This window comes from Alteribacter aurantiacus DSM 18675 (assembly GCF_000429705.1).
In the GTDB taxonomy this organism is placed as follows: Bacteria; Bacillota; Bacilli; order Bacillales; family Salisediminibacteriaceae; genus Alteribacter; species Alteribacter aurantiacus.
The window spans coordinates 2,172,480-2,197,851 of record NZ_KE386941.1 but is presented as its reverse complement, the minus strand read 5'-3'; the positions used below and the strand labels follow the sequence as shown (position 1 = coordinate 2,197,851).

Here is a 25,372-nt window from a genome sequence, read left to right as displayed (position 1 = left end):
TGGTAGGTAGTGAAGATGTCTGAACGTAATTTGATTCGGGGGACGATGATTTTAACAGCCTCCATTTTTATATCGAAGATGCTTGGTCTTATTTATATCTTTCCCTTTCAAGCGATTGTCGGTCTTGAAGGACTGGCTTTATACTCATATGGATATGTACCCTATACGGTTTTACTTAGCTTAGCCACGCTTGGGATTCCCTTAGCGGTATCAAAGTTTGTATCGAAGTACAACGCACTAGGAGATTACCGTACCGGACAACGGTTGTTTCAGTCTGGATTGGTAGTCATGGGTGTGACGGGATTTGTTGCTTTTCTAGTGCTATTCTTTTTGGCACCTGTTATCGCAACGAGTGTTCTCGATCCAGATGATCTTCAAGGAAACTCCATATCAGATGCCGTCTTTACGATACGTATGGTAAGTGTCGCCCTTTTGGTGGTTCCTGTTATGTCTTTGATTCGCGGTTATTTCCAAGGGTTTCAATCCATGGGACCAACTGCGGTTTCACAAGTGATTGAACAAATCGTACGTATTATTTTCATTTTGCTTTTAACCTTTTTAATTATCAATGTGTGGAACGGGGAATTAGGAACAGCTGTTGGTTTTGCCACATTCGGGGCGTTTGTCGGAGCCTTGGGTGGTTTAGCTGTTTTAATGATTTATTGGTATAAGCGTCGTGACAACTTTAAAAAACATGTAGAGGAAAGTACCACAGACCATCAGCTTCCTTTAACAACGATGTATAAAGAGCTATTACGCTATGCTCTGCCAATTTCGTTTGTGGGATTGTCAATTCCCTTATATCAAATGGTTGATTTATTTACGTTTAATAATGCATTGATCAACTTGGGATTCGATGGACAAACGATTGATAAATATTTCGGTGCGTTCATACAGGCTTCTCACAAGTTGATTTTAATTCCGGTAGCACTTGCAACGGCCATGTCTCTAGCAATCCTTCCAACAGTGACGAGTGCGTTTGTGAACAATGAAAAAGATCGTCTTCAAAGGCATATTACTCAAACGTACCAAATTATTTTGTTTTTGAGTGTTCCCGCTTCCGTCGGCTTGGCCGTGCTTGCATATCCTGCTTACGGTGCACTTTTTGGACTGGAAGACTTGGCTATAGGTGGGGAAATGCTTAGGCATTATGCCCCTGTGGCTGTTTTGTTTTCTATTTTTGCTGTTACCTCTTCCTTGCTTCAAGGAATCAACAAACAAAAATATGCAGTTATCGCACTATCGGCAGGTATCATCCTAAAATTTGTAACGAATGCTCTGTTCATTGGATGGGTAGGTCCTGTAGGTGCCGTATATGCAACAGCGCTTGGCTATTCGGCTGCAGTCGGGGTCAATGCCTGGGCTATTGGAAAGTATGCGGAATACAGCTATCAATTACTCTTTAAACGAATGATTCTTATAGGAAGTTTTGCAACTGCTATGGGAATCGTTGTTTGGGGGCTTAATATGCTCATTCAACTTGCTTTACCGATGGATACAAGAGGAGCGACATTCATTATTTTACCGCTCACCATTGGAGCTGGTATCGCCATTTACGGATTCCTTGGCATACGCTCTGGTCTTGCTGGGATGATTCTGGGGCATCGTTTCAAGTTCTTACAAAGAAAACGGAAAGCTAGCGAAGATGCATAAGTAGAGTTTAAAAGAAAGACTCATTGGCCATCGTGGTCAATGGGTTTTTTTATACAAAAACGTCCCCGCAACTTTTGCGGGGACGTTTGTTAGTTCATCCATTTTTCAGCCCATGATTGGAAGGCATCCATTGCACCTTCAAGAGATTGTCCTTTTTCCGTGAGCACATATTCAATTCTCACCGGTGTTTCAGGATACACGTCTCTTTTCACAACGCCTTCGTTCTCCAACTGCTTTAATCGTTCAACAAGCATTTTGTCACTCATATTCGGAATTACAGCGGATATTTCGCGGAACCGTTTTGGTCCGGTCATAAGTACACGTATAATCAATCCGTTCCAACGCTTGCCTAACAGTTGAAACGCAGATTCGAATTTAGGGCAAAGATGATGTTGTTCCATCATTTTTCATCTCCTTCGAGTAATCACAGAAAAGGGAAGCTCAACGTCTTTATACCCTTTTCAAGGGGAGACTACTCTCACTTGTGATCAAGTATAACATATTTTCCTTGACATTTGATAGGTGTTAACCTAATATACTAACTATAAGTAAGTAACATTAAAAAATAAATTAACTTATTTTTTAAAAGACGTTTAGTTTTCGTTAGAAGGTGGAATATCCCCTTATGTATCTGATATACCTCCCGAAAAGGGAGTTAAATAAACTCAAGCAAAAGAGGAGAGATTTACATTGACTAAAATATTAATTCCTTTTTACAGTGCGTATGGGCACATTCACACAATGGCAAAGGCAGTAGCAGAGGGGGCGCAAGAAGTTGAAGGCGTAGAAGTGAAAATTGTCCGCATAGCTGAATTTGACGAAGTAAAAAAAGCGATGTCAGGTCAGGATGCTTACGTTCAAGCTCAAGACAACCAAGATGACTTGCCAGTTGCAACACACGATGACCTTAAATGGGCGGATGGAATCGTCTGGGGAATTCCGACTCGATACGGTTCGATGCCTGCACAAATGAAACAATTCATCGACTCAGCAGGTGGCTTATGGATGAATGGCGATTTAGAAGGGAAAGTAACTTCTACTTTTATTAGTAGTGGTTCGATTCACGGAGGTCAAGAAACAACGGCTATTACGACCCTCATTCCACTATTGCACTTTGGAATGATTTACGTAGGTTTACCATACGGCGAAAACCCCGAGCAACTTACAACGGACGGGATTGGTGGTTCACCTTATGCCGCTTCCACGGTTGCCGGACCAGATGGCAGCAATCAGCCGGATGAAAGAGACCTTACGATGGCAAAGCGCCTTGGTAAGCGCGTAGCAAGTGTATCGAAGTCCTTGCGTGGATAAATAAAGCAAAAAAAAATCGACGGAGTGATCCGTCGGTTTTTTTTGTGTAGCTCTTTTCATCCCGATTTTTCCATTTTCACCCTAGTAAGGATGCACATAGAAAAAAATCATAACTCAATATAAAATAGTAGAAATGGTTGAATGATTCGAAGACCGAATAGTCATTGTATATCTCTTCCGAAGAAAATCTATGATACGTCATGAGGTGACACCGTTTTCTCCCTATCATTCCTCTTTTCGCGCTAGTGTTTATTTTTCCTTATTTTCTCATGATTACAGGCGTCTAGTCCCTTTCTAGCAAGGGTGGACTCTGCTATAATTGAAGAACTGAGAATAGACTGTGAGAAGAAATGAATGAATATAAAGACAGAAAAAAGGGTGGTGAGGGCGTGGGAGAAACGTCTAAAAAACGGTTTCATATTGATTGGATCTTGGTCGTGACGCTTGCATTAATTTCGGCTTTTGGTCTAATCATGGTTTACAGTGCAAGCTTTGTAAGAGGGTACGAGTTACCCGACGGAAATTATGCCTATTTCTTTGAACGTCAGCTAATGTGGCTTGCGGTCTCAACGGTGTTATTTTTATTTTTGATGTTCTTTCCGTATCGCCACTTCAGGAAGTTGACACCGCTTCTCATTTTAGGGTCGGTTATTTTACTCTTGCTTGTCATAACGCCACTCGGAATAAACGTGAACGGGGCTCAACGGTGGATTGGGGCAGGAGCGTTTCGTATACAGCCTTCCGAATTTGTAAAGCTTGCTGTCATTATTTATCTTGCTTATGTCTATTCCAAAAAACAGGCTTACATAAATGACTTATTCAAGGGCTTATTACCACCACTATTTGTAGTAGGTTTTCTATTTGGATTGATCATGCTTCAACCTGATTTAGGAACGGCCACATCCATAGTTGCCGTAGCCGGTCTGATTGTATTTTGCTCAGGAGCAAGACTTCTTCATCTTGGATGGATCGGTGGGCTGGGTGCGATAGCGATTGTTTATTACGCCCGCTCAGCTGAATATCGTATGAATCGTATCATCGGTTTTCGCGATCCTTTCGAACATAGCTTCGCAGACGGGTATCAACTTATCCAGTCTTATATCGCCATTGCCCATGGTGGAGTGACCGGTGCGGGCCTTGGTCAAAGTGTACAGAAATTGTTTTATTTGCCGGAAGCACATACAGACTTTATCCTTGCTATTGTAAGTGAGGAGCTTGGTCTTTTAGGCATTTTGTTCGTGTTTGCGTGCTTGAGTGTAATTATCATGAGAGGTGTTGTAATCGGGGCACGATGTCGCGACGCCTTTGGCAGTCTTCTTGCTTTTGGTATTGTTTTTCAAATGGCCATTCAAATTCTCTTTAACGCAGGGGCTGTGAGCGGGTTACTCCCAATCACAGGAATTCCGTTTCCGTTACTCAGTTACGGAGGGTCCTCATTAATGGTTACGTTTATGTCGCTCGGAATTTTAGCAAATATCTCAAGAAAAACTGAAAAAGAACGTTCTGAGCGATTGGGTAGTGAGGCAGAGTACGAAGAGGCAGAACAAGAAGTAGCCGCTGCGTCTTCAAATGTCACGCCACTCCGACCTGTTCGGCAGTTTACGAGATAAAATGTAGGTGGATAATAGATGGAAGAACGGAAATCTTCGTTACAACAACTTGATTTTACATTGCTTTTCCTTTTGTTTGTTCTTATGTGTATCAGTTTAATGGCTATATACAGTGGGACAACGGAACAATATGCACAACTTGACCCAACGTTCTTCGTTCGACGACAAGTCGTTTGGTTTGCCATTGGTACGATACTCATGCTTGCAGCCATGAGTATCGATTATGAAATGTTTAAGAATTTCTCCATCCCATTGTATGGTTTTGGGATGTTTCTACTCTTACTCGTCCAATTTTTCGGTATTAATCGAAATGGTGCACAAAGATGGATCGGGCACCCCGATTACTTTTTGTTTCAGCCATCGGAATTCGTGAAAATTTTTGTGATTATTGCTTTAGCTCATTTGCTGTATCATATCACTCAAGGACCGAAAGAAAAGACGTTCATGGGTGATTTGAAAATCATCGGAAAAGTGGCGGCAGTTGGTTTGCCACCGTTCTTTCTTATTCTCATTCAACCTGACTTGGGAACGGCATTGGTCATTGCAGCGGTTATGATGACGATGGTCTTGATGTCGGGAGTTACATGGCGGATGATCGGGCTCTTAACGTCCATAGTTGTAGCAGGTCTTTCGTTTTTGGTGATATTGCACAACTACTTTTTTCATATCTTTTCGATCTTCATCAAAGGGCACCAGCTAGACAGAATCTATGCGTGGCTAGACCCTATGGGTGATACGAGTGGTCTTGGGTACCAGCTCTTCCACGCCCTTCAAGGAATCGGAGCTGGACAACTATATGGAATGGGCTTTACACAAGGGGCGAAATCTCAAGGAGGAGAAATTCCTGAGCTTCATACGGATTTTATCTTTACAGTAATTGGTGAGGAATTCGGGTTTGTGGGAGCTACGGTACTAATCGTTGTTTACTTCCTTCTTTTGTATCGCATGGTCATCATCGCGTTTAGTTGCAATAACACATTCGGGTCCTACTTAGTGGCTGGTGTGGTAGGCTTACTCGTGTTCCAAGTCTTCCAAAATATCGGAATGACCATTGGGCTAATGCCAATTACGGGTCTGGCTTTACCGTTTATCAGTTACGGAGGAAGCGCCTTACTGACCAATATGATTGCGGTAGGAATTGTGTTAAACGTCAATATTCGGACAAAACATTATATGTTTGGCGAAGATCATTAAATGTAAAGAGGGTTGTTCTTAACAACTCTCTTTTTTTACAGATAATGGGAGGGAGTGTGTGATGACTGCCTTTGTCGGGTTAGGGAAATTAGCTCAATCCGTTCTATCTGCAATGCCTCAACACCAAGAAGTATATGTGTTTTCAAGAACAAAAGAGCGAGTCACAGAAGTTGGTAAGGAAGACAGTCGAATCAAATGGTTAGCTCCTGAACAATTTAGAACTCACAAAAGCGTGTGGCTTTTTTTGCCCAAGAATGAGGTTGTGCCTTTTATCAAAAAATACAAGGAATACTTTCATCCAAAGACCTGCTTTTACGTCACTGCAACGGCTTTGATGAAAAGAGATGTTGAAAACCACGTTCCTAAACAGAGTCACGTAGTCCCCTGTAAATTCATTACTCAAGCGGATCAGTTAAAAAAAGACAGCAAGGGATTTGTGGTCGTTGATTCGCCGCATGAAAGAGATCACAGAGATGTTTCAGACGTATTAGGAAATCAATTTACCGTGGTCAGAGGAAATGAAAAACATGTCCTTGACGTTAACAAAGCTGCTACGAAGGTCGCGATTGAAGCGGTTGTTCGATTGGAGAAACAATTGAAAGATCAAGGAGTGGACTCACAATATATTGAACAAGGAGCAAGGCAGATTATTCCCGGGGTAATCGGTGCTTACTTGGACGGTGAATTGGGTGGATTCGGGAAACAAGTAATAAAGGAGATCGAAGACAATGAGACTTGATAAATTACTCGCAAACATGGGTTTCGGATCAAGAAAAGACGTGAAAAAGCTCCTCAAGCAAGGCAGTGTGCTCGTCGAAGGGGTACCGGCAAAGGATGGTAAGACACATGTCAATCCTGAAGAAGACCGCATCACGATTCACGGGGAAGAACTTGACTATAAAGAGTTCATTTATTTGATGATGAACAAGCCCCAAGGCGTTATTTCAGCTACTGAGGACAAAATTGAGCGAACAGTAGTTGATCTTCTGGAGCCTGAAGATCTTGTTTATGAACCCTTTCCTGTTGGAAGGTTGGACAAAGATACAGTAGGACTGATGTTTTTAACAAACGATGGTAAGCTTGCTCATCAGCTAACGAGCCCAAAGAAAAAGGTAATGAAGCTCTATGTGGCGACAATTGATGAGCCGTTAAACAAAGAGCAAATCAAAGCATTGGAGAGTGGGGTTACGCTGGACGATGGGTATGAGACAAAACCTGCAACCGTAGAAGTGCTCGATGAAGGTGAAGGATTGAAGATTAAGCTTGGTATTATGGAAGGGAAATTCCATCAAGTCAAGCGTATGTTTGAAGCAGTTGGGAGAAAAGTGTTGTTTTTAAAGCGGGAAACGATTGGTCCTCTTGTTTTAGATGAGACTCTTGAACCCGGTACATACCGTGAGCTTACGGATGAGGAGTTGGCTTTACTTAGGGGTGAGGAAGTCTAATAAGGGGTTTTAGATGATCCGATTTATCTTAAATAAAAAGGAGGTCGAGAAGGTTCTCGATCTCCTTTTTATGATTGAATTTATGAGACTTTCGTTTTTCGTTCTGTCACAACCCAAGTCCCTCGACTGGGGCTTTCTACTAAGTTGTTATACTCTAACACGTTTAAGTCGCGCTGAACGGTGCGCTGAGTCGCTCCGAATTCTTCAACCAGTTCCAGTGTGGTGACGTTCCCCCTCTTTTTAATGTAAAGGTACATGGACTTAATCCTTGTCAACATTCGGTCAGTCGAAGCTTTCAAAAAACCACTCCTTATGAAGGTACTTTCCGGCCAAATACTCGCTCAATTTCATATGTATTCGTGCGAGTGTGGTTCATGACCGTGGATTTGAACAGATGACTACTACAATCGAATTGCTACTCTCTTACCAGAAGTCGGGTGAGCTGTTAGGTTTTTCGTGTTTGCTGTATTGCTCTGTTAATGTCCTTCCCTTTCAGTTTCAGCTTAAAACAATGCTGTTTTAAAAGGGTCATTCATAAGTGATTGTTAGGGCATGCTTTGGAGTTCGGGCATCTGAGTTATCATCAATGAACAGATTTCAACCAGAAGTCCCCCTCCTTTGACCTATATTCTAACGGAGAACGATATGTTCGTAAAGCGAAAAATGGCTTTTTTTTTGTTAAAGTTATGTAAAAGGCCCATAAATAATCTGTTATAATCCCGTGACTTCCCACTAACCAAAGAAGAACGTATACTAGAAAGAAGGAAGCACTAAGGAGGACGAGTATGACAATCGAATGGAAAGAACTTGTTGAACAGAGAAAAGAGTCTATTATCGCAGATACACAAGCATTGCTCAGGAAAAAAAGTATCCTTGACCCTGATACGTCTGGAGTTGGACAACCTTTCGGAAAAGGAATTGCAGATACATACAATTGGCTCTTAACCAAAAGTCAAAATGACGGATTTAAAACGAAAGACATAGAAGGGTATGCGGGACATATCGAATACGGCGAAGGAAAAGAGATCATTGGTATTCTCTGTCATATCGATGTTGTTCCTGAAGGAGAAGGGTGGTCCGTCGATCCGTATGGGGCTCACATTGTGGATGGAAAGATCATCGCTAGAGGAGCTATTGACGATAAGGGACCGACAATGGCTGCTTATCACGCCTTGAAGCTCGTAAAAGAACTGAACATACCACTCTCAAAACGAGTCCGACTCATCATTGGAACCGATGAAGAAAGCGAGTGGCGCTGTGTAGATCGTTACTTCAAAGAAGAAGAGATGCCACAAATGGGCTTTGCACCTGATGCGGACTTTCCGATCATTTATTCAGAAAAAGGCATTTGTGATTTGTTTTATAAAAGAGCGCTTCAGGACGATGAGCCCACTGGAGAGCACGAGCTCATTACGTTTAAAAGTGGACATCGATTAAATATGGTACCAGAAAGTGCCGTTGCTCTTATTCAATCCGATGCGGCCAAAACGTTAAAAGAACAGTTTGATTCATTTGTAAAAGAAGAGCGTGTTTCAGGAAAAGCGACGATGATTTCAGACAAACAGGTGGAATTGTTTGTTCAAGGAAAATCCGTCCATGGAATGGAACCTGATAAAGGAATCAACGGGGGCTTGGAACTTGCTCGCTTTTTGATGAACGCTTCTTTTAATGAGTCTGGGGGAGACTTTCTTTCTCTATTAGGTGAGCGTTTTGCTCGTGACTCTCGCGGAGAAAAGCTAGGTGTTGTTCATCGCGACAACCAGCTTGGTGACCTGACAATGAATCTAGGTGTCCTTCATTATGAAAAAGAAAAAGAGGCCACGATAGGCATTAATCTCCGTTACCCAAAAGGCGCGGATTTTGAAGGAGTAAAAAAGATCCTCGATCAAGAGCTGAATGAGAAAGACTTCATTGGAACAGTAAAAACTCATGAAACCCCTCATATGGTCGAAGAGTCGTCTGAGCTTGTTAAGGCCTTGGCTCAAGTGTATAGAGATCAAACTGGAGAAGAGGCAGATCTATTAGCGATTGGTGGAGGCACTTATGCCAGGTCTCTGAACGAAGGCGTAGCTTTTGGTCCGCTTTTCCCTAAACGTGAAGACTTGGCTCATCAAGCAGATGAGGCGATCCATATTGAAGATTTGTTAAAAGCAACATCCATATACGCTCAAGCCATCTATGAACTTGCAAAATAACAAAAAAGGTTGCTGTTACAGGTGAACGATCTAACTATCCAACAAGAAAAACGCTTGCTTTTTCATATGCGAGCGTTTTACTTTTTATCTTTCTTCGCTATCGGGGGGCTGTTCCCCCTTTTAAGCGTGTATTTGCAAAATGAAGTCGGTTTGTCAGGAGGGCAAATCGGGACTATCATGTCTATCGGCCCTATTACGATGCTCGTCGCACAACCACTTTGGGGAATGCTTAGTGACTATACAAGAAGCCCGCGGATCCTTCTTACTATAGCCGTGATTGGCACAGGGGCTATCGGGTTGATGTATGTAACAACGGAACTTTATCCGGCTCTTATTTTTATCGCTTCTTTTTTAGCTTTGTTTCAAAGTGCCATCATCCCTTTGTCCGATAGCATGGTCATGAACCATGTCCATAAAAGGGGCGGGGACTATGGAAGAATCCGAATGTGGGGAGCAGCCGGCTTTGCCCTTTCTGTTTGGGTAATGGGAAATCTCTCGGACTGGTTTGGTCAATCGGTTATCTTTTATGCGTTTGCTTTGGTCCTATGGATTAGTGCTTATTTTGCAGTGAAGATGCCAAAAGAATCTGCCCTTCCGAGGGTGGAGCTTTTATCAGGACTAAAAGAGCTTGTGAAAGTGCCAAAGTTTGTTTTGTTTCTAGTTGTAACGTTTCTTGTGTTTGGACCGATTATGGCGAACAATTTTTACTTTGGATTGCTCATCCAATTTGCTGGAGGGTCATTAGCAGGCGTAGGACTTGCCTTTTTATTGGCAGCGGGGAGTGAGATTCCGTTCATGAGGTGGGCAGGCGCTCTTATACAAAGGCAGGGAATAATGGTGATCCTCTTTGTAGCTGCTTTCGTGTCTGGGCTGCGCTGGATCTTTTACTTCCTTGGACCTTCACCTGAGCTTATTTACGTGACAACGGTCATCCAGGGCCTCAGTATCGGTCTCTTTATTCCAGCGGCGCTTCAATACGTTCGCAACCTTGCACCGGAAGAAGTAAAAGCTACAGCAGTCAGTTTGTATGCAGCAGTGGGAAATGGACTAGGCGCCTTTTTCTTTACGTTCTTTGCAGGTCTTCTTATCGACTGGCAAAACATCCTTTATGTTTACCTCTTTTACGGTGTAGCCACACTGATTGGTGCCATGTTGTTACTTGTCATGGTGAGAATGGAGAAGAGGGTAGTGTAACAAAAAAAGAATTCCTATAGGCAGTCAGCCTATAGGAATTCTTTTTTATTCTTGATCAAACACAAACAAATCTGTAGACAGGTAACGTTCGCCTGTATCACAAGCAATGGCAACGACCACATCATCAGGTGAAAGGCGTTTTGCCACTTCAAGAGCAGCATAGCAAGCGGCTCCTGAGGATGGACCGACCAAAATTCCTTCTTCTTTTGATAGGCGACGAGTCACATCGTAAGCATCTTCATCTGTCACCGTGAAAATTTCACCGTAAACGTCTTCGTTCAAGATTGGAGGGACAAATCCCGGGCTCGTTCCTACAAGCTTGTGAGGACCTGGTTTTCCACCGGATAAGACAGGTGATCCTTTTGGTTCAACGACGTGTACACTCACATCAGGGTAGAATTTCTTTAACTCTTCTCCTGTACCTGTAATCGTTCCCCCGGTACCCGAAGCGGCCACAAATGCGCTTAAGGACTTTCCGATTTGATCCATGCCTTCTTTAATTTCGTGTGCCGTTGTTTTACGGTGAGCGTCTGGATTGGCCGCATTTTCAAATTGCATAGGCATAAAGCTGTTCGGAATTTCTTTTACGAGCTCGTGTGCCTTTTCAATCGCACCGGGCATTTTTTTATCCCCTGGTGTCAGCACCACTTCAGCACCGTATGCTTTGAGCAAGTTAATACGCTCTTGGCTCATAGTGTCAGGCATCGTTAAAATGGTTCTGTACCCGCGAGCAGCGGTGTTCATGGCAATACCAATTCCCGTATTACCGGAAGTAGGTTCAATTATGACGCTGTTTTCATTAAGGTGACCGTCTTTTTCCGCTTGTAGGATCATATTAAAGGCCGCTCGGTCCTTTACGCTTCCGCTTGGATTCATAAATTCAAGCTTCAGGTATACGTCAGCTCCATCTTTAGGCGCTAACTTTTGCAATTTGACCAATGGCGTATCTCCAATAAGTTCGGCCATGTTTTCTACAACTTTCATCACCATCATCCTTTCATCGTGCATGAAGTTTCGTTTATGATGAAAACTAACTGTAAACGTATTTTCTTTTAAATCGTATCAAACATATCGGAATTAAACATTCTTATTTTATCATACCGCAACATCACTCGCAAAAGGAGGAATTTTAATGAAAGAAGATCATTATTTTATTGGTTTGCCTGTACCTGATAAAGTGGTAGAACCCCTTGTGGAAGCCCAACAGCATTTTGATGTTGAATCTCGGTTCAAGAGCGTAACCCAGCCTGAAGATTTTCACATCACTCTATTGTTTTTTGGTGGGTGGGAAAATGAAAAGAGAGAACAACTGTGGGAAGTATTGAAAGAAAAGCTGAAAGAAGAAGAGAGTGTAGCCCTTACGTTGAGGGAGATCAGTTCGTTTGGAAGGCCGGCCGAACCACGAGTCTTGTGGGCTGGTCTGGCGTACTCGAAGCCCCTTATGGCTTTGCAAAAGAAAATGAAGGATATAGCAAAGAAACACGACTTTCCTATTGAAGAGCGGCCATTTACCCCACACATTACGTTAGCTAAAACCTATACAGGAGAAAAGCCTCTTAGACTCCAAAATCTCACCACAGATTTGCCACAAATCGGTTGGGATGGACAAGAAGTGGTGCTTTATAAAATTCATCCCCAGGCTAAACCAAAATATGAACGAGTCGATTCCATTACACTGCAGTAAAATATGGTAAAATCATCATAGTAGAACAAAGTGGAGGAGAACCGGATGGCGCAGCTCGTGAAATTAACCAATTGTATATCCAGATACGAGAGTGATGTGTACAGGTACTCCAGTCGATTTAATCGGCTTAAAACAGACCGATGGGACAGGCTTAAAATGGATTGGGGAAAGCGAAAGCATGAACGAAAGATTTACGAATATGAAGAAATTGTAAACTCCAGCTTTGGAATTGAAGGGGAAGATCGTGCAGTCTGGAAAAAATGGATTCCTTTTTTAAAAAAGAAACAGGAAGGTTCCATTGCTCCTAAGGAGGATGAATCGTTTTTTCCACATTTGAGGAAGCCAATCTCTTCGATTGAAGCGTTAAAGAAAGCTTACTTAGAAGAACTATACTCGTTCCAACTCACATGGGCCACGTCCACGATACACGAGAAGTCATACTTGAATAGAGATTTAAAGTACGATCCCTTTCTAGCCATGCTCGTGAAATCACTGCCGGACACATATATGTTATTTTACAAGCCGGTAATCGCCATTCGAAGAGCAGAGGTTGAGATGGAAGTGATGATCGTTACGCCCACGGAAATGTGGCTAATCCACTGCTTGGGAGGGGACGATCACACGATTTACAAACCTTTTAATGACAGGTATTGGACTAAAGATAGGAAGCCTAGTGAGGAGAGGATTGTTCATCCTCATATCCCGATCAAGCGGATGAAATCGGTCATATATGAAGTGTTCCAAAAAGAGGGGATGACCTATCCGATCAAGACAGCCGTCGTAGCCAAAGATAGCTATATCGATATGCCTCGTGTGGATACGAAAGTGTCTATGATTGATAAGCGAACGTTTCCCGGGTGGTATGAAAAGTTAAAGCGTCACAAGTCACCGATTAAGCATCAGCAGTTAAAGGTAACAGAAGTTTTGTTAAACCACTGCACAACAGAATCCCACCCTCGAGAGCAAAGTGATGACCAAAAACTTAGTTAACAAACTAAAAGCCGTCCTAACAGGAAGAAAAGATCCTGTAGAACGGCTTTTTTTTATTCCATTCTCTTTAGCTTCCATATTTCTGAAGCATATTCTTGAATGGTTCTGTCGCTTGAGAACTTACCCGAATAAGCGATATTCGTCATGCTCATTTGCATCCATTTCGCTTGATTACGATACGCTTGCTCCACGAGTTCGTGCGTTTCAATATAAGCATCGAAATCTTTTAACACAAAATAAGGATCGTTGTGGTACAAGATATGATAGAAGATGTCTTTGAATTCAATTTCTTGAGATCCAAAAGCTCCTTCATTCAATTGATCGAGGATTCGGCGAACCCGATCATCTGTGTGATAAATGTCGCGAGCCACGTATCCACCTTTAAGGTAATATTCAAGTACTTCATCGGCCGTCAAACCAAAAATAAAGATATTACGATCCCCAACAAGGTCACGGATTTCAATGTTGGCCCCATCCAGTGTCCCTACAGTAAGAGCGCCGTTCATCATCATTTTCATGTTTCCAGTGCCGGACGCTTCTTTACTGGCAGTGGAAATCTGCTCGCTTATGTCTGTTGCAGGAATGATTTTTTCCGCTAAGCTCACATTGTAATTTTCGAGAAAGACCACTTTTAGTTTTCCTTGAATAGAAGTGTCGTTATTAATGATCGACGCCATTCTGTTAATGAGCTTAATGACTTCTTTAGCAAAGTAGTAGCTAGGTGCTGCTTTGGCCCCAAAGATAAACGTACGAGGGGTAATATCAAGACTTGGATTGTCTTTTAGCTCATTATACAAATGAATAACATGGAAGATGTTTAACAGTTGTCGTTTGTATTCGTGTAATCGTTTAATCTGAACATCAAAGATGGAATGCTCATCTACAACAATACCTGTTTTTTCATGGATAAAGCGGGCAAGGTGAGCTTTGTTCTGAAGTTTTACTTCAGACACTCGCTCAAGAAAAGGAACGTCGTTTGTATAACGAAGGAGACTGATTAAGTGATTTGGCCGTTGAATCCATTGAGGTCCAATGACATCACTGATCAAAGTTGATAGTTCCGGATTTGCCTGCAACAGCCAGCGTCGGTGAGTAATTCCGTTTGTTTTATTATTGAACCTGTCGGGAAAGAGCGTGTAAAAGTTACTCATCTCTTTTTTCTTTAAAATCTCTGTGTGAAGTCGTGCTACTCCATTTACACTAAAGCTTCCAACAATAGCGAGGCGAGCCATATGGACTTGATCGTCGGCAATGATGGCGAGCTCATGAATCTTGTTATGAAGTTCAGGATGCTCTTCCCACACTTTCTTGCAAAAGCGTTCATTGATTTCATCTATAATCATGTAAAGTCGAGGAAGGAGAGACTTCACCATGTCCTTTGGCCATTTTTCAAGAGCTTCACTCAACGTCGTATGATTGGTGTAAGCAATGGTTTTAGTCGTAATCTCCCAAGCGTCATCCCACCCAAACCGTTCTTCATCCATTAAGATACGCATGAGTTCAGGGACAGCTAGACTTGGGTGGGTGTCATTAATCTGAATGACGATGTAATCGGACAAATGCAATAGAGATCTGCGACCTGTTTTTTTATACTGACGGATGATGCTTTTAAGGCTTGAGGAAACAAGGAAATATTGCTGTTTTAGTCGTAAAATTTTTCCCTCATAACCAGAATCGTCAGGATATAAGAATCCTGAGATTTGTTCGATCGAATGTTTGTGATCGAGGTGATGATAATATTGAGAGCTTTTGCTCGTGAGTAAGTCTGATGAGCCAGTATTCGATTCAGCGCTCCAGAGTCTAAGGGTATTCACCACTTCGTTTTGATAGCCAACGATTGGCACGTCGTAAGGAACGGCGGTTACTTTGTCAGTATTTTCGTATTTAAATTCTAACGTCCCGTCATTCTTTTTGAACATGTGAATGTCGCCGCCAAAATGAATATCCACTGCTTCTTCAGCTTTCCTTGTTTCCCAAGGGTAGTCTTCTTTTAGCCAGTAGTCAGGTAGCTCGACTTGATGCCCATGAATGATCCGTTGCTCGAACAAGCCGTAGCGATAGCGGATACCGCAGCCGTGGCCTGGGAATTTAAGAGATGCAATCGACTCGAGAAAGCAAGCAGCCAACCTTCCCAAGCCTCCGTTACCGAGACCAGCGTCAGGTTCGACTGAATATACTTTATCTGGATCAAAGCCCATCGCTTTAAGAGCGGCATTACATTCGTAGAGCATGCCGCTGTTAAGAAGGTTACTCTGCAAAAGACGTCCCACAAGAAACTCCATGGATAGATAATAAACTTGTTTACACTCGGATTCTCGGTACTTTTCCTGCGTGTCGATCCAGTTCTTGTTCATTTCTTCACTAGCGATCGCGCAAATAGCATAGAACAAATCGCGCTCGGAGGCTTCACCAATGGAAATGCCTCCGACCTTTTCTGTCTTATGCTTAATCGCTGCAATCCATTTATCGGTTGTTAAGTGTGGCAACGTCAGTCACTCCCTATGAATAAATGTTGGCCGTCTCGAACTCGGCATAAAGCTGATTATATTGAATGGCGGATTCTTTCCAGCTGAACTGACTCTTGTTGACGTTTTTTAATAATTGAATCCATTGAATTGGGTTGTGATAGACGCGTAACGAATGTTTCAATGTTTCGAGTAGCTCGTGGGCGTTGTAGTTTTGGAAGCTAAATCCATTACCTTCTCCGGTAATTTCATTAAATGATTGCACCGTGTCCTTTAGTCCTCCTGTTTCCCGTACAATCGGTACAGCTTTATACTGTAAAGCGATTAGCTGGGTTAGGCCGCACGGTTCAAACTGGGAGGGCATGATAAAGAAATCAGCTGCTGCATACATTTGTCGCGCAAGCTTTTCGTCAAAGGTGAGGCTAACAGACAGACGCTCAGGGTGTCGTTCGGCTGCATGATAAAAGAAGCCTTCAAATTCACCATCGCCGGTTCCAAGAACAGCGACTTGAACATCTTCTTGTAAAAATTCATCCAAAATTCGTTGAATAAGATGGAAGCCTTTTTGTTCAACTAGCCTTGAAATAATCACGTAAAAAGGTTTCTCCCCATCGATCGGTAATCCTAGAATCTCCTGTAAATACTCTTTGTTTTCCTTTTTCTTCCCTCTGGAATGACGGTAATTTGAAAAAATATACGGATCTTTTAAGGGATGATAATCATTCGTGTCGATGCCATTAATAATGCCAGTCAGATCGTCATCTCTTTCAAGTAGTAACTGGTGTAGCCCTTCTCCATAGTATGGGTCTTTGATTTCTTCTGCGTAGGTAGGGCTTACTGTTGTGACTTTATCCGCATGGAAGATACCGCTCTTCATGCAGTTAAGCATCCCGTTCCATTCCATTCCCCCGAAGTGATCCATGGACAAATTGAACATCTCTCCAAACATAGTATGAGGCATAATCCCTTGATAACGGATGTTGTGAATGGTAAAGACGGTTTTAAGGTTCTCGATCGGCTGCAATATCTTTGCGAATGCACAAACAAGACCCGTTTGCCAATCATGAGCATGAATGATATCCGGAGTGAAGTTTAAGTATGGTAAGGCTTCGATAACGGCACGGCTGAAAAAGACGAAACGCTCTCCATCATCGTAATATCCATATACCCCTTTACGGGTAAAATAATAATCGTTGGAAATAAAAAAGTAATCTACACCGTTATGCTCTAGTGTATAAATGGATGCTTCTTGATTCCTCCAACCAACTGGGACGTTAATGGTTGTAACTAGTTCCATTTGTGACTGCCAGTGATCTGGAATTTCATCATACAGGGGAAGCATGACCTTTACATGGGAGTTTGTAGTTTTGTTGATCGATTGTGGGAGGGAACCGATGACATCGGCTAAGCCTCCTGTTTTAATGAATGGGGTACATTCCGATGCTGTAAATAAAATGTTTGTCATCATCGTTTCTCCTCTCTGGAGGCTGGGACAGAAATGTTTGTTATGATCTTAAATCCGAACAATGGGATGCGGTGCAACTAAACCGCTACTGAAATATACTTCGCTTTCCGCGGGAAGCGGCTGAGCCTCCTCGGGCTTTGCCCTCCGGGGTCTCATCTTCGCTTTTCATCCCGCAGGAGTCTACGTATATTTCATCCGCTTTGTTAGCAAATGGTTCGGACTTCATTTCATTCACTTTCTTTATGTTCCAGCCTCTTTTGGTCTTAATTTTTCTCGCTTTTTTTAATGTTGGTCCATCAACAGAATAAGTTCCGCTACTGATGAAACAACGACTTATTCGATTTAAACCGAACCTTATTTTTTTTAGCTCATTACTGTTCGTTTAGCTACGACGAATGGTTTTTCGTGGGAACCGATAAACGTTTGCCCTTCTGTCACCGTCACGTCTTTATCCAAAATGACATTTTCCAAATGAACGCCTTCTTCAATAGTACAACGCTGCATGATGACAGAGTTGATGACTTTGGCACCTGGTTTTACGACGACTCCACGGAACAATACACTATTTTCCACTTCTCCGTTGATTTCACAACCGTTAGCAAGAAGGGAATCCTTAACTTCCGAGATATCCTGATATTTGGTAGGTGGCTCATTGCTGATTTTCGTTTTAATAAACGCATTTTGATAAAAAAGTTCACGGTAATTTTCAGGGTTTAACAAGTTCATATTGTGTCGGTAAAAGCTTTCAATTGAATTGATAAAGGCAGAGTAGCCTGTTTGTTCAAAGGTTTGGATATTTAGCTTCTCAAGATTTTCTTTAACACCGTGAATAAAGAAGTGATCCTTGTGGTGGGCAATGCACTCGTCAACGAGGTCCAGCATTAAGCTTTTCTTAATAATATAGACCCCTGTAAATACATGAGGGTTGCTTCGTTCATTTGTAATGTCTGATACCCATCCTTGGTCGTCTTGGTTTATGCGAAGGCAAGGATCATGCTCAGGTCCCAACTCATCGACGCGAGTAGTGACCAACGTCACATCGGCTCCTCGTTCCAAGTGATAGTCAAATGCATCACTGTAGTCCGCATTGGAAAGATATTGACTGCCGCTCACAATCACGTAGTTGGACTTCCCTCTGTTAAAGTAATCTCGGTTGTTATGAAAGTGAGAAAGGTCTCCTTTTGAGATGTCAGTTGGATCGTTCCAGTCAGGAGGCAAGATAAACAATCCTCCGTGTCTTCGGTCAAGCTCCCAATCGGCGCCAGTGCCAAGGTGATCCATCAAAGATCGATATTTGTTACGTGTGAAAATAGCAATATCTTGGACGTTTGAGCGAACCATATTCGAAAGGGTGAAATCAATTAAACGATAGCGGCCAGCAAATGGAACGGCTGCGCCACATCGGAAATAAGTCAATTCATTTAAAAAGTCGTGTTCGTGCTCTAGGTTTATTAAGCCCATCATGGATTCCATGTAGAATTCCTCCTTTGGTTATAAAGCAAGTGTAGGTTGTAGGTTTAATGGCATGCTGAGTCAAAATGATCACTCAGATCCTTCTGGTGGGGAAGTGATTTAGGCACTTCCCGCAGAATGATAAACCATTATTTTACGGTCACGATCCCGACGTTTTCGTTATCAATGACATAAGGTTCTTCTCCTTCTGGTGTGCAAATGTAGGAGTTTGGAGGAACGACAGTGTCCTCTTTAATGATCGCTCGCTCGATGACCGAGTTCTCTCCGACTTTTACACGAGGGTGAAGAATGGACTGTCTAACCGTACTCTTCGAATCTACTTCGACGTTTTCAAAGAGAATAGAACGATCAACCGTGCCACGAATCCAGCAACCTGAATTGATATAAGAATTTGTGATATTGGTGTTACCGTTAATGTATTGCGGTGGGTAGTTGGAGTCGTGGGAGTACGTTCTCCATTCACGATTGTTCAAGGACACCATTTCATCCATTTCCAACAAGTCCATGTTTGCTTCCCAATAACTTTGAACCGTTCCAACATCTTTCCAGTAACCTTCAAACTGATAAGCGAAGAGACGGCGTTCATCATCAACCATAGCAGGAATAATATCCTTACCAAAATCATGTGAAGACGTTGGGTTTTTCGCATCTTCCATGAGGTAGCTTCTTAATGATTTCCAGTTAAAGATGTAAATTCCCATAGAAGCCAGATTGTTTTTAGGCTTGGCTGGTTTTTCATCGAATTCGTAGATACGCAAGTCATCGGTTGTATTTAAGATACCGAATCGGGAAGCTTCATCCCATGGCACTTCCATCACACTGATCGTGGCATCTGCTTCTTGTTCTTTGTGATATTTAAGAAGTTTTTGATAATTCATTTGATAAATATGGTCACCGGAAATCACCAGAATGTACTCCGGATCATAACGGTCGATAAAGTGTATATTTTGATAAATCGCATCAGCTGTACCTGAATACCAACTACCGCCTTCTTTTGCAGTGTAAGGTGAAAGAATAGATACCCCGTCTGCTTGGCGGTCGAGGTCCCAAGGCTTGCCGATCCCGATGTGTTTGTTTAAGTCGAGAGGGGAATATTGCGTTAATACCCCCACAGTATGAATGCCAGAGTTTGCACAGTTACTAAGTGTAAAGTCGATAATTCTGTATTTCCCTCCAAAGGGAACAGCAGGTTTTGCAAGATCCTTAGTAAGTAAACCTAAACGCTTACCTTCTCCTCCAGCTAACAACATTCCAACGCACTCTTTTTTACTCATTACAATTCCTCCTCTTTGGTTTCCCCTTCATCTATCTTTCTAAAAATGGAGATGGCCAGTGGGGGAACTTTCACTTTGATGTGTTGTGAGTGACCATGCCATTTTTCCGGACTGGTAAAATGTTCTTCGTTGTTGACTTGGTTTGAGCCACTAAATTCTTGATCGTCTGAGTTGAACACCTCTTTATATTTTCCCGGCTTAGGCACGCCGACTTTGTAGTCGTAAGAAACGTTAGGTGTGAAATTACAAAGAACGATTAACTCTTCACCGGGGTTCTTTCCACGACGTAAAAACGATATGATGCTTTGGTGGATATTATGAGGATCGATCCATTCAAAACCTTGATGGTGATGATCTTGTTCATATAGCGCTTTGTTCTCCAAATAAAAATGATTAAGTTTGGAGACGTAGGTGAAAAGGGTATTGTGAAGCGGATAGTCAAACAAATGCCAGTCAAGCTGCTCTTGGTCTTTCCACTCGGCATACTGACCGAATTCCCCACCCATGAACAAAAGCTTTTTACCCGGATGAGCCATCATGTAGCCGTAGAGCAACCGGAGACTTGCGAATTGTTGCCACTGATCACCAGGCATTTTATCAAGTAATGATTTTTTGCCGTGTACAACTTCGTCATGTGAAAGTGGCAAAATGAAGTTTTCACTATGGGTGTACATAAATGAAAATGTGAGCAATTGATGGTGCCACTTACGATAAAGCGGATCATGCTCCATGTACTCTAATGTGTCGTTCATCCAACCCATGTTCCATTTGAAGTTAAACCCAAGTCCACCTTGATACGTTGGTGCGGTAACGAGTGGCAGGTCCGAGCTATCTTCAGCCATCATTAGGCAGTTTGGGAAGTACTTAAACACGACTTCGTTCAATTTACGGATAAAAGCCATTGCTTCGAGATTTTCTTCACCTTCGTATGAGTTGTAGATTTTTTCTTCATCATCACCCCTGTCAAAGTTTAAGTAGAGCATACTGGCGACGGCATCTACACGAATTCCGTCCATATGGTACTCATTAAGCCAAAAGATGGCATTAGAGATAAGAAAACTCTGTACTTCTGGTCTACCGAAATCAAAGGTAAGGGTACCCCAACTGCGCTTTTCGCCTTTAGTAGGGTCCTGATATTCATAAATGGGGGTTCCATCGAACATGCGAAGACCGTGATCGTCTTTACAGAAGTGTCCAGGCACCCAGTCCATTACGACTCCGAGTCCGTGTTGATGGCATTGGTCTACAAAATATTTAAAATCTTCTGGCGAGCCGTATCGACTCGTGACAGAATAGTAACCTGTTATCTGATAGCCCCAAGAGAGATCGAAAGGATGCTCTGAAAGAGGCAAGAGCTCGATATGCGTATAACCGAGTGATTTAACGTAAGGAATAAGTTCGTTAGCCAATTCACGGTATGTGTACAAAGAACCATCATCGTGGGTTTTCCATGATCCTACATGAACTTCATAGATGTTAACTGGTGATTCATGAGGATTAACATTCTTTTGATCGGTAAGCCAGCGGTTATCTTCCCAATGATAGTCAGTTTCCGGGACTGTTACAGACGCCGTATTAGGCCTAACCTCTGAGAAGAAGGCATATGGATCACTTTTTAAAATGGTAGCTTCTTCTTGTGTTCGAATTTCGTATTTATATGGTGTTTGAGATGAAATATCTGTGAAGAACCCTGCCCATAACCCTTGGTCAGTCATTTTGGATAGAGCGTGTTTTTCTCCACTCCAATTGTTAAAGTCCCCTGAGATGGAAACGGACTTGGCATTAGGTGCCCAAACAACAAAACGAAATCCTGTTGCTCCTTTGTAATCAATTTCATGGCAACCCATAAATTCATAGCACTGATAGTGTGTTCCTTGATGGAATAGATACACATCTTTATCTGAGATGTTATACAACGGCGACGAACCCCTTTCTAAATAAACATCAAAATGAATAATCATTCATTTTCGTGGAGTGAACCTTGTTACCGCAAACAAACATGGAAGGTTCTTGGTTTTTTCCAGCTTAAACAACGGTTTTTATAATATTCTCCTAATTTAACAGACTTCCTGCTTAAATAATATTAAAATTTTGCTAATGTTTTTCGTCATTTGTAGGGCTTTTTAAGGGAATTTGTCGAATTCATTATTTGCCCATAACAATGATTATATATGCAGTTTTATTTGTAAACGCTTTCAATAGTTTGAAGGTTTGAAATTATGGCTATGGTATTATCAATGAGTGAATCAAATGTCATATAAGATGGCTACTTCACCTCGTATTTAATAGTTATTTATTAAGAGATTCATCGCATACATTAATAGAAAATCAAGGTGAAATGAGGAATTAAATTGGAAAAATCCGTAGCTTGGATTGACGATGTGACACGTCTAACAGTGAATACAGATAACGTAGAAACTTTACTCGATAAAACGCCAACCTTGATGTGGGAAGGGAACAAACTTCGAGGACATTTAGGGGATACCCATTTATCTCATACAGCCTCCATTTTGTTTCCAGAACCTCTTCCAGTAGGAAAGGAAGCAACATTGGTTTGGGGGAATGAGCACTTCCCTGTTTACGCTGGATCGGTTGTTCGAACAGGGTGGTTTGAGGAACATTTTGCAGTTGAAAATGCGACTTTAGGTGCTATATATCAGAAACATGAAACGACATTTTCCGTGTGGGCTCCTACAGCTTTAAACGTGAAATTATATTTAAATAATAATTATTTTGAAATGAAAAAAAGTAAAAAAGGGGTCTGGACCACGACTGTTAAAGGAGATTTGAACAAACTTCCCTATCATTATGAAGTTGCGATTAACGGAAGCTTGATAAAAGTAAATGATCCGTATGCTAAATCCCTTACTGCAAATAGCAAAGAGAGTGTCGTTGTGAATTTGTCAAAAACGAACCCGGAACAGTTTTTAAAGCATAGTCATCCTCCGTTTTCAAAAGTAACGGATGCGATTATTTATGAACTCCACGTACGAGATGCGACGATCGATGGGAATAGTGGTGTCAGAGCGAAAGGGAAATTTAAAGGCCTGACAGAAGAGCATACAGTAACTAAAGATAACAGTTTGACTGGCTTGTCATACATTAAGGAACTTGGTTGCACCCATGTTCAACTCTTACCTATTAATGACTTTGCGAGGGTGGATGAAAACAACCCTGACGGTCAGTACAATTGGGGTTACGACCCACTGTATTTTCAGGCACCAGAAGGTAGTTATGCAACAGATGTTGAGAATCCTTTGACCCGAATCAAAGAGTGCAAAGAGATGATTCAAGCGTTTCATCAAAATGGGTTGAATGTAATCTTGGATGTCGTATACAATCATGTCTACTTAAAGGAAGATTCTCCGTTCCATAAGCTGGTACCTGGATATTATTTTAGGTATCACGGAGATGGTACGACTGGAAATGGCACAGGGGTAGGCAATGATTTAGCTACGGAGAGAAAGATGGTCCGAAAGTTCATTGTTGATTCTATACGATATTGGCTTGACGAATATCAAGTAAATGGCTTTCGGTTTGACTTGATGGGTGCGATGGATGTTGAGACGATGCGGCAGGTGCGGGAGCTTTGCAATGAATACGACAGAACGATTTTGCTCCTCGGAGAAGGATGGGAGTTGGATACACCGCTTCCTTCCGATCAAAAGGCTACGATGGATAAATCGTGGCAACTCCCAGGGGTTGGTTTCTTTAATGATTTCTTTCGGGATAGCTTAAAAGGCCAGTTATTCTTTTTACACGACACGGGATATGCAAATGGGCATGGCCGCTTCATTGAACGTCTGCCGCAGCTCGTGTCAGGCTCGTGCCGAGACGACTTCGGAGACTGTAAGGTGAATGAGCCTAGCCAAAGTGTGAACTACGTGGAGTGTCACGACAACCACACGTTATGGGATCGACTTCAAAACACGAATGAATCAGAAATAGAAGAGGAGAAGAAGAAGATTCATCAACTAGCAACGGGGTTGACGATATTAAGTCAAGGTATTCCCTTTTTACATGCGGGCCAAGAATGGTTTCGAACGAAAAAAGGGGATGAGAATAGCTATATCTCAGGAGATGAGATTAACAAGCTTGATTGGACGCAAAGGGAGCGAGAAAAGGCCAATATCCGCTTTATTAAATCCTTAATCGAGATTCGTCACTCATATCCAGTGTTTCGTCTTGAGGATAAAAAGGACATTAAACAGCGGTTACACATCTTATCGAGTCCAGCGCCGATATTTGGGTATCTTCTATTAGGTGACTCAGAGGATATCGCAGTATTTATTAATCCAACCAAAAAGCGTTTCCCTTTGTACCTCCCATCTCCTGGAAGGTGGGATAAGTTAATTAGCAACCATGTGGCGACTGTGTCTTCATCATCGTTTATCATAGGTGATCACTCCGAAATCGAACCTTATGAATTGGTTGTATTAAAGAAATCACGAACGTAGGATGGTTTTATGTAGAACATCCTCTTGAAGAAAAGGAAAAACTTCATTACAATGATAAAAGACTTTTTGTGTCTTCTTATTTGATTCATTTCGTGATATGATGAAAAATACTTCTGTGATTCTGGATTCGATGAAATTGAGGGTGAAACGATTGAAACACTTGATGGGTGAAGGATGGCATTTGCGTCCTGCCGGTGGTGCAACAGGAGAAGCATACGTTGCAGAACAGGGCGAACAAAAAATCTTCATAAAGCGAAATTCTTCACCGTTCTTGGCGGTTCTTTCTGCAGAAGGGATTGTACCAAAGCTCCTTTGGACGAAGCGTCTGGAAAGTGGGGATGTAATCACCGCGCAGCGATGGGTGAATGGCAGGGAATTAAAGTCTTTTGACATGAATTCCTCACGTATAGGCAGACTGCTTGGAAAAATCCACCGGTCAAAAGAGCTTCTCGACATGTTCAAGCGTTTAGGGAACGAGCCTTTAACACCAGATCGCTTATTGGAAGACTTGGTAGACAAAGCGAACCACCTCGGAGTCAATGAATCGGTGGTAGAAGACGCCTTTGTCTGGCTTCGTAATCATATACAAGACATTCATGTAGACGATTATGTTGTGTGTCACTCTGATGTGAATCATAACAATTGGATCGTGAGTGAAGATGGCTCACTTTATTTGATTGATTGGGACGGAGCAAACGTTGCAGACCCCGCTCTGGATTTGTCTGCGTTGCTTTACTTATATGTACCACGTAATGAATGGGAAGCGTGGCTTGACTCCTACGGGTGTTCCTTAACCCCTGAACTAATCAAGCGTATGAATTGGTACATGGTGGCTCAAAGCATTGAAAGTGTGCTGTATCATCGTGAAAAACGCCAGCTGGTGGAATTAAATAAATGGAACACGATTTTGACTGATGTGTTAACTAAAGTAAATGTAAGAATAAGCGAATAAAAACCTTGTT

At 42.1% G+C, this 25,372-nt stretch carries 20 protein-coding genes; 12 read left to right on the top strand and 8 right to left on the bottom strand.

What is annotated here, in order from left to right; all coding sequences use genetic code 11:
* The first annotated feature begins 15 nt into the window (after positions 1-15).
* A complete protein-coding gene (locus tag G476_RS0114425) occupies positions 16-1,653 on the top strand; it encodes a putative polysaccharide biosynthesis protein (RefSeq protein WP_026690732.1) in 1,638 nt (545 codons plus the stop codon).
* Between the two features lie 89 nt (positions 1,654-1,742).
* On the opposite strand, the gene G476_RS0114420 is transcribed toward G476_RS0114425, so the two are convergent.
* On the bottom strand, positions 1,743-2,054 hold the full coding sequence (locus G476_RS0114420; RefSeq protein WP_026690731.1) for a winged helix-turn-helix transcriptional regulator: 312 nt from the start codon (positions 2,052-2,054) through the stop codon (positions 1,743-1,745).
* A gap of 289 nt (positions 2,055-2,343) precedes the next feature.
* Here G476_RS0114420 and wrbA point away from each other — a divergent pair, with 289 nt between their 5' ends.
* The 5 genes from wrbA to G476_RS0114395 all read left to right on the top strand — a co-directional run bounded on the left by wrbA (position 2,344) and on the right by G476_RS0114395 (position 7,213).
* Positions 2,344-2,964, top strand: coding sequence for an NAD(P)H:quinone oxidoreductase (gene wrbA, locus G476_RS0114415; RefSeq protein ID WP_026690730.1), 621 nt, complete (start codon positions 2,344-2,346; stop codon positions 2,962-2,964).
* Positions 2,965-3,353: 389 nt separating this feature from the next.
* Positions 3,354-4,574 (top strand): putative lipid II flippase FtsW, encoded by a 1,221-nt coding sequence (gene ftsW / locus G476_RS0114410; RefSeq protein ID WP_026690729.1) that lies wholly within the window; start codon positions 3,354-3,356, stop codon positions 4,572-4,574.
* Positions 4,575-4,592: 18 nt separating this feature from the next.
* Positions 4,593-5,768 carry a rod shape-determining protein RodA gene (rodA, locus tag G476_RS0114405; protein ID WP_026690728.1) on the top strand — a complete coding sequence of 392 codons (1,176 nt, stop codon included), beginning with the start codon at positions 4,593-4,595 and terminating at the stop codon, positions 5,766-5,768.
* 61 nt (positions 5,769-5,829) lie between these two features.
* Entirely contained in the window at positions 5,830-6,507 is a 678-nt protein-coding gene (locus G476_RS0114400; protein WP_026690727.1) for a hypothetical protein, read from the top strand.
* Positions 6,497-7,213: a pseudouridine synthase gene (locus G476_RS0114395; RefSeq protein ID WP_026690726.1), complete on the top strand. Its 717-nt coding sequence runs from the start codon at positions 6,497-6,499 to the stop codon at positions 7,211-7,213. The genes G476_RS0114400 and G476_RS0114395 overlap by 11 nt, the downstream gene beginning before the upstream one ends.
* Positions 7,214-7,293: 80 nt before the next feature.
* Here the strand turns inward: G476_RS0114395 and G476_RS0114390 are convergent, their stop codons facing one another.
* Positions 7,294-7,512 (bottom strand): DeoR family transcriptional regulator, encoded by a 219-nt coding sequence (locus G476_RS0114390; RefSeq protein WP_026690725.1) that lies wholly within the window; start codon positions 7,510-7,512, stop codon positions 7,294-7,296.
* Between the two features lie 486 nt (positions 7,513-7,998).
* Between G476_RS0114390 and pepV the strand changes: the two genes are divergently transcribed.
* Positions 7,999-9,408 carry a dipeptidase PepV gene (pepV, locus tag G476_RS0114385; protein ID WP_026690724.1) on the top strand — a complete coding sequence of 470 codons (1,410 nt, stop codon included), beginning with the start codon at positions 7,999-8,001 and terminating at the stop codon, positions 9,406-9,408.
* 21 nt (positions 9,409-9,429) lie between these two features.
* Complete coding sequence (locus G476_RS0114380; protein ID WP_281170456.1) at positions 9,430-10,602, top strand: MFS transporter; 1,173 nt, start codon at positions 9,430-9,432, stop codon at positions 10,600-10,602.
* A gap of 45 nt (positions 10,603-10,647) precedes the next feature.
* On the opposite strand, the gene cysK is transcribed toward G476_RS0114380, so the two are convergent.
* The gene (gene cysK, locus G476_RS0114375; protein WP_026690722.1) at positions 10,648-11,586 is read right to left on the bottom strand and encodes a cysteine synthase A; all 939 of its coding nucleotides are present in this window, start codon (positions 11,584-11,586) and stop codon (positions 10,648-10,650) included.
* A gap of 148 nt (positions 11,587-11,734) precedes the next feature.
* Here cysK and thpR point away from each other — a divergent pair, with 148 nt between their 5' ends.
* Together thpR and G476_RS0114365 are read left to right on the top strand one after the other, a co-directional pair.
* A complete protein-coding gene (gene thpR / locus G476_RS0114370; RefSeq protein WP_026690721.1) occupies positions 11,735-12,286 on the top strand; it encodes an RNA 2',3'-cyclic phosphodiesterase in 552 nt (183 codons plus the stop codon).
* Positions 12,287-12,331: 45 nt separating this feature from the next.
* Positions 12,332-13,276: a hypothetical protein gene (locus G476_RS0114365; protein WP_026690720.1), complete on the top strand. Its 945-nt coding sequence runs from the start codon at positions 12,332-12,334 to the stop codon at positions 13,274-13,276.
* 53 nt (positions 13,277-13,329) lie between these two features.
* Here the strand turns inward: G476_RS0114365 and G476_RS0114360 are convergent, their stop codons facing one another.
* The 5 genes from G476_RS0114360 to glgB form a co-directional block, all read right to left on the bottom strand.
* Positions 13,330-15,762 carry a glycogen/starch/alpha-glucan phosphorylase gene (locus G476_RS0114360; RefSeq protein ID WP_084405751.1) on the bottom strand — a complete coding sequence of 811 codons (2,433 nt, stop codon included), beginning with the start codon at positions 15,760-15,762 and terminating at the stop codon, positions 13,330-13,332.
* 13 nt (positions 15,763-15,775) lie between these two features.
* Positions 15,776-17,209, bottom strand: coding sequence for a glycogen synthase GlgA (glgA, locus tag G476_RS0114355; RefSeq protein WP_342664061.1), 1,434 nt, complete (start codon positions 17,207-17,209; stop codon positions 15,776-15,778).
* 360 nt (positions 17,210-17,569) lie between these two features.
* Positions 17,570-18,679, bottom strand: coding sequence for a glucose-1-phosphate adenylyltransferase subunit GlgD (glgD, locus tag G476_RS0114345; RefSeq protein ID WP_026690717.1), 1,110 nt, complete (start codon positions 18,677-18,679; stop codon positions 17,570-17,572).
* A 128-nt stretch (positions 18,680-18,807) separates the two neighbouring features.
* Positions 18,808-19,953, bottom strand: coding sequence for a glucose-1-phosphate adenylyltransferase (locus G476_RS0114340; protein ID WP_026690716.1), 1,146 nt, complete (start codon positions 19,951-19,953; stop codon positions 18,808-18,810).
* Positions 19,953-21,869: a 1,4-alpha-glucan branching protein GlgB gene (gene glgB / locus G476_RS0114335; RefSeq protein ID WP_026690715.1), complete on the bottom strand. Its 1,917-nt coding sequence runs from the start codon at positions 21,867-21,869 to the stop codon at positions 19,953-19,955. Before glgB ends, G476_RS0114340 begins: the two co-directional genes overlap by 1 nt.
* 435 nt (positions 21,870-22,304) lie before the next feature.
* Between glgB and pulA the strand changes: the two genes are divergently transcribed.
* Together pulA and G476_RS0114325 are read left to right on the top strand one after the other, a co-directional pair.
* Positions 22,305-24,410, top strand: a complete 2,106-nt coding sequence (pulA, locus tag G476_RS22105; protein ID WP_051314814.1) for a type I pullulanase — start codon at positions 22,305-22,307, stop codon at positions 24,408-24,410.
* 151 nt (positions 24,411-24,561) lie between these two features.
* Entirely contained in the window at positions 24,562-25,362 is an 801-nt protein-coding gene (locus G476_RS0114325) for a phosphotransferase family protein (protein ID WP_026690714.1), read from the top strand.
* Positions 25,363-25,372 lie beyond the last annotated feature (10 nt).

Bases quoted from the DNA above. Each gene is read 5' to 3' on its own strand.
- G476_RS0114425 (WP_026690732.1), top strand. From the start codon at position 16: ATGTCTGAACGTAATTTGATTCGGGGGACGATGATTTTAACAGCCTCC.
- G476_RS0114420 (WP_026690731.1), bottom strand. From the start codon at position 2,054: ATGGAACAACATCATCTTTGCCCTAAATTCGAATCTGCGTTTCAACTG.
- rodA (WP_026690728.1), top strand. From the start codon at position 4,593: ATGGAAGAACGGAAATCTTCGTTACAACAACTTGATTTTACATTGCTT.
- G476_RS0114400 (WP_026690727.1), top strand. From the start codon at position 5,830: ATGACTGCCTTTGTCGGGTTAGGGAAATTAGCTCAATCCGTTCTATCT.
- G476_RS0114395 (WP_026690726.1), top strand. From the start codon at position 6,497: ATGAGACTTGATAAATTACTCGCAAACATGGGTTTCGGATCAAGAAAA.
- pepV (WP_026690724.1), top strand. From the start codon at position 7,999: ATGACAATCGAATGGAAAGAACTTGTTGAACAGAGAAAAGAGTCTATT.
- cysK (WP_026690722.1), bottom strand. From the start codon at position 11,586: ATGAAAGTTGTAGAAAACATGGCCGAACTTATTGGAGATACGCCATTG.
- thpR (WP_026690721.1), top strand. From the start codon at position 11,735: ATGAAAGAAGATCATTATTTTATTGGTTTGCCTGTACCTGATAAAGTG.
- G476_RS0114365 (WP_026690720.1), top strand. From the start codon at position 12,332: ATGGCGCAGCTCGTGAAATTAACCAATTGTATATCCAGATACGAGAGT.
- glgA (WP_342664061.1), bottom strand. From the start codon at position 17,209: ATGATGACAAACATTTTATTTACAGCATCGGAATGTACCCCATTCATT.
- glgD (WP_026690717.1), bottom strand. From the start codon at position 18,679: ATGGAATCCATGATGGGCTTAATAAACCTAGAGCACGAACACGACTTT.
- G476_RS0114340 (WP_026690716.1), bottom strand. From the start codon at position 19,953: ATGAGTAAAAAAGAGTGCGTTGGAATGTTGTTAGCTGGAGGAGAAGGT.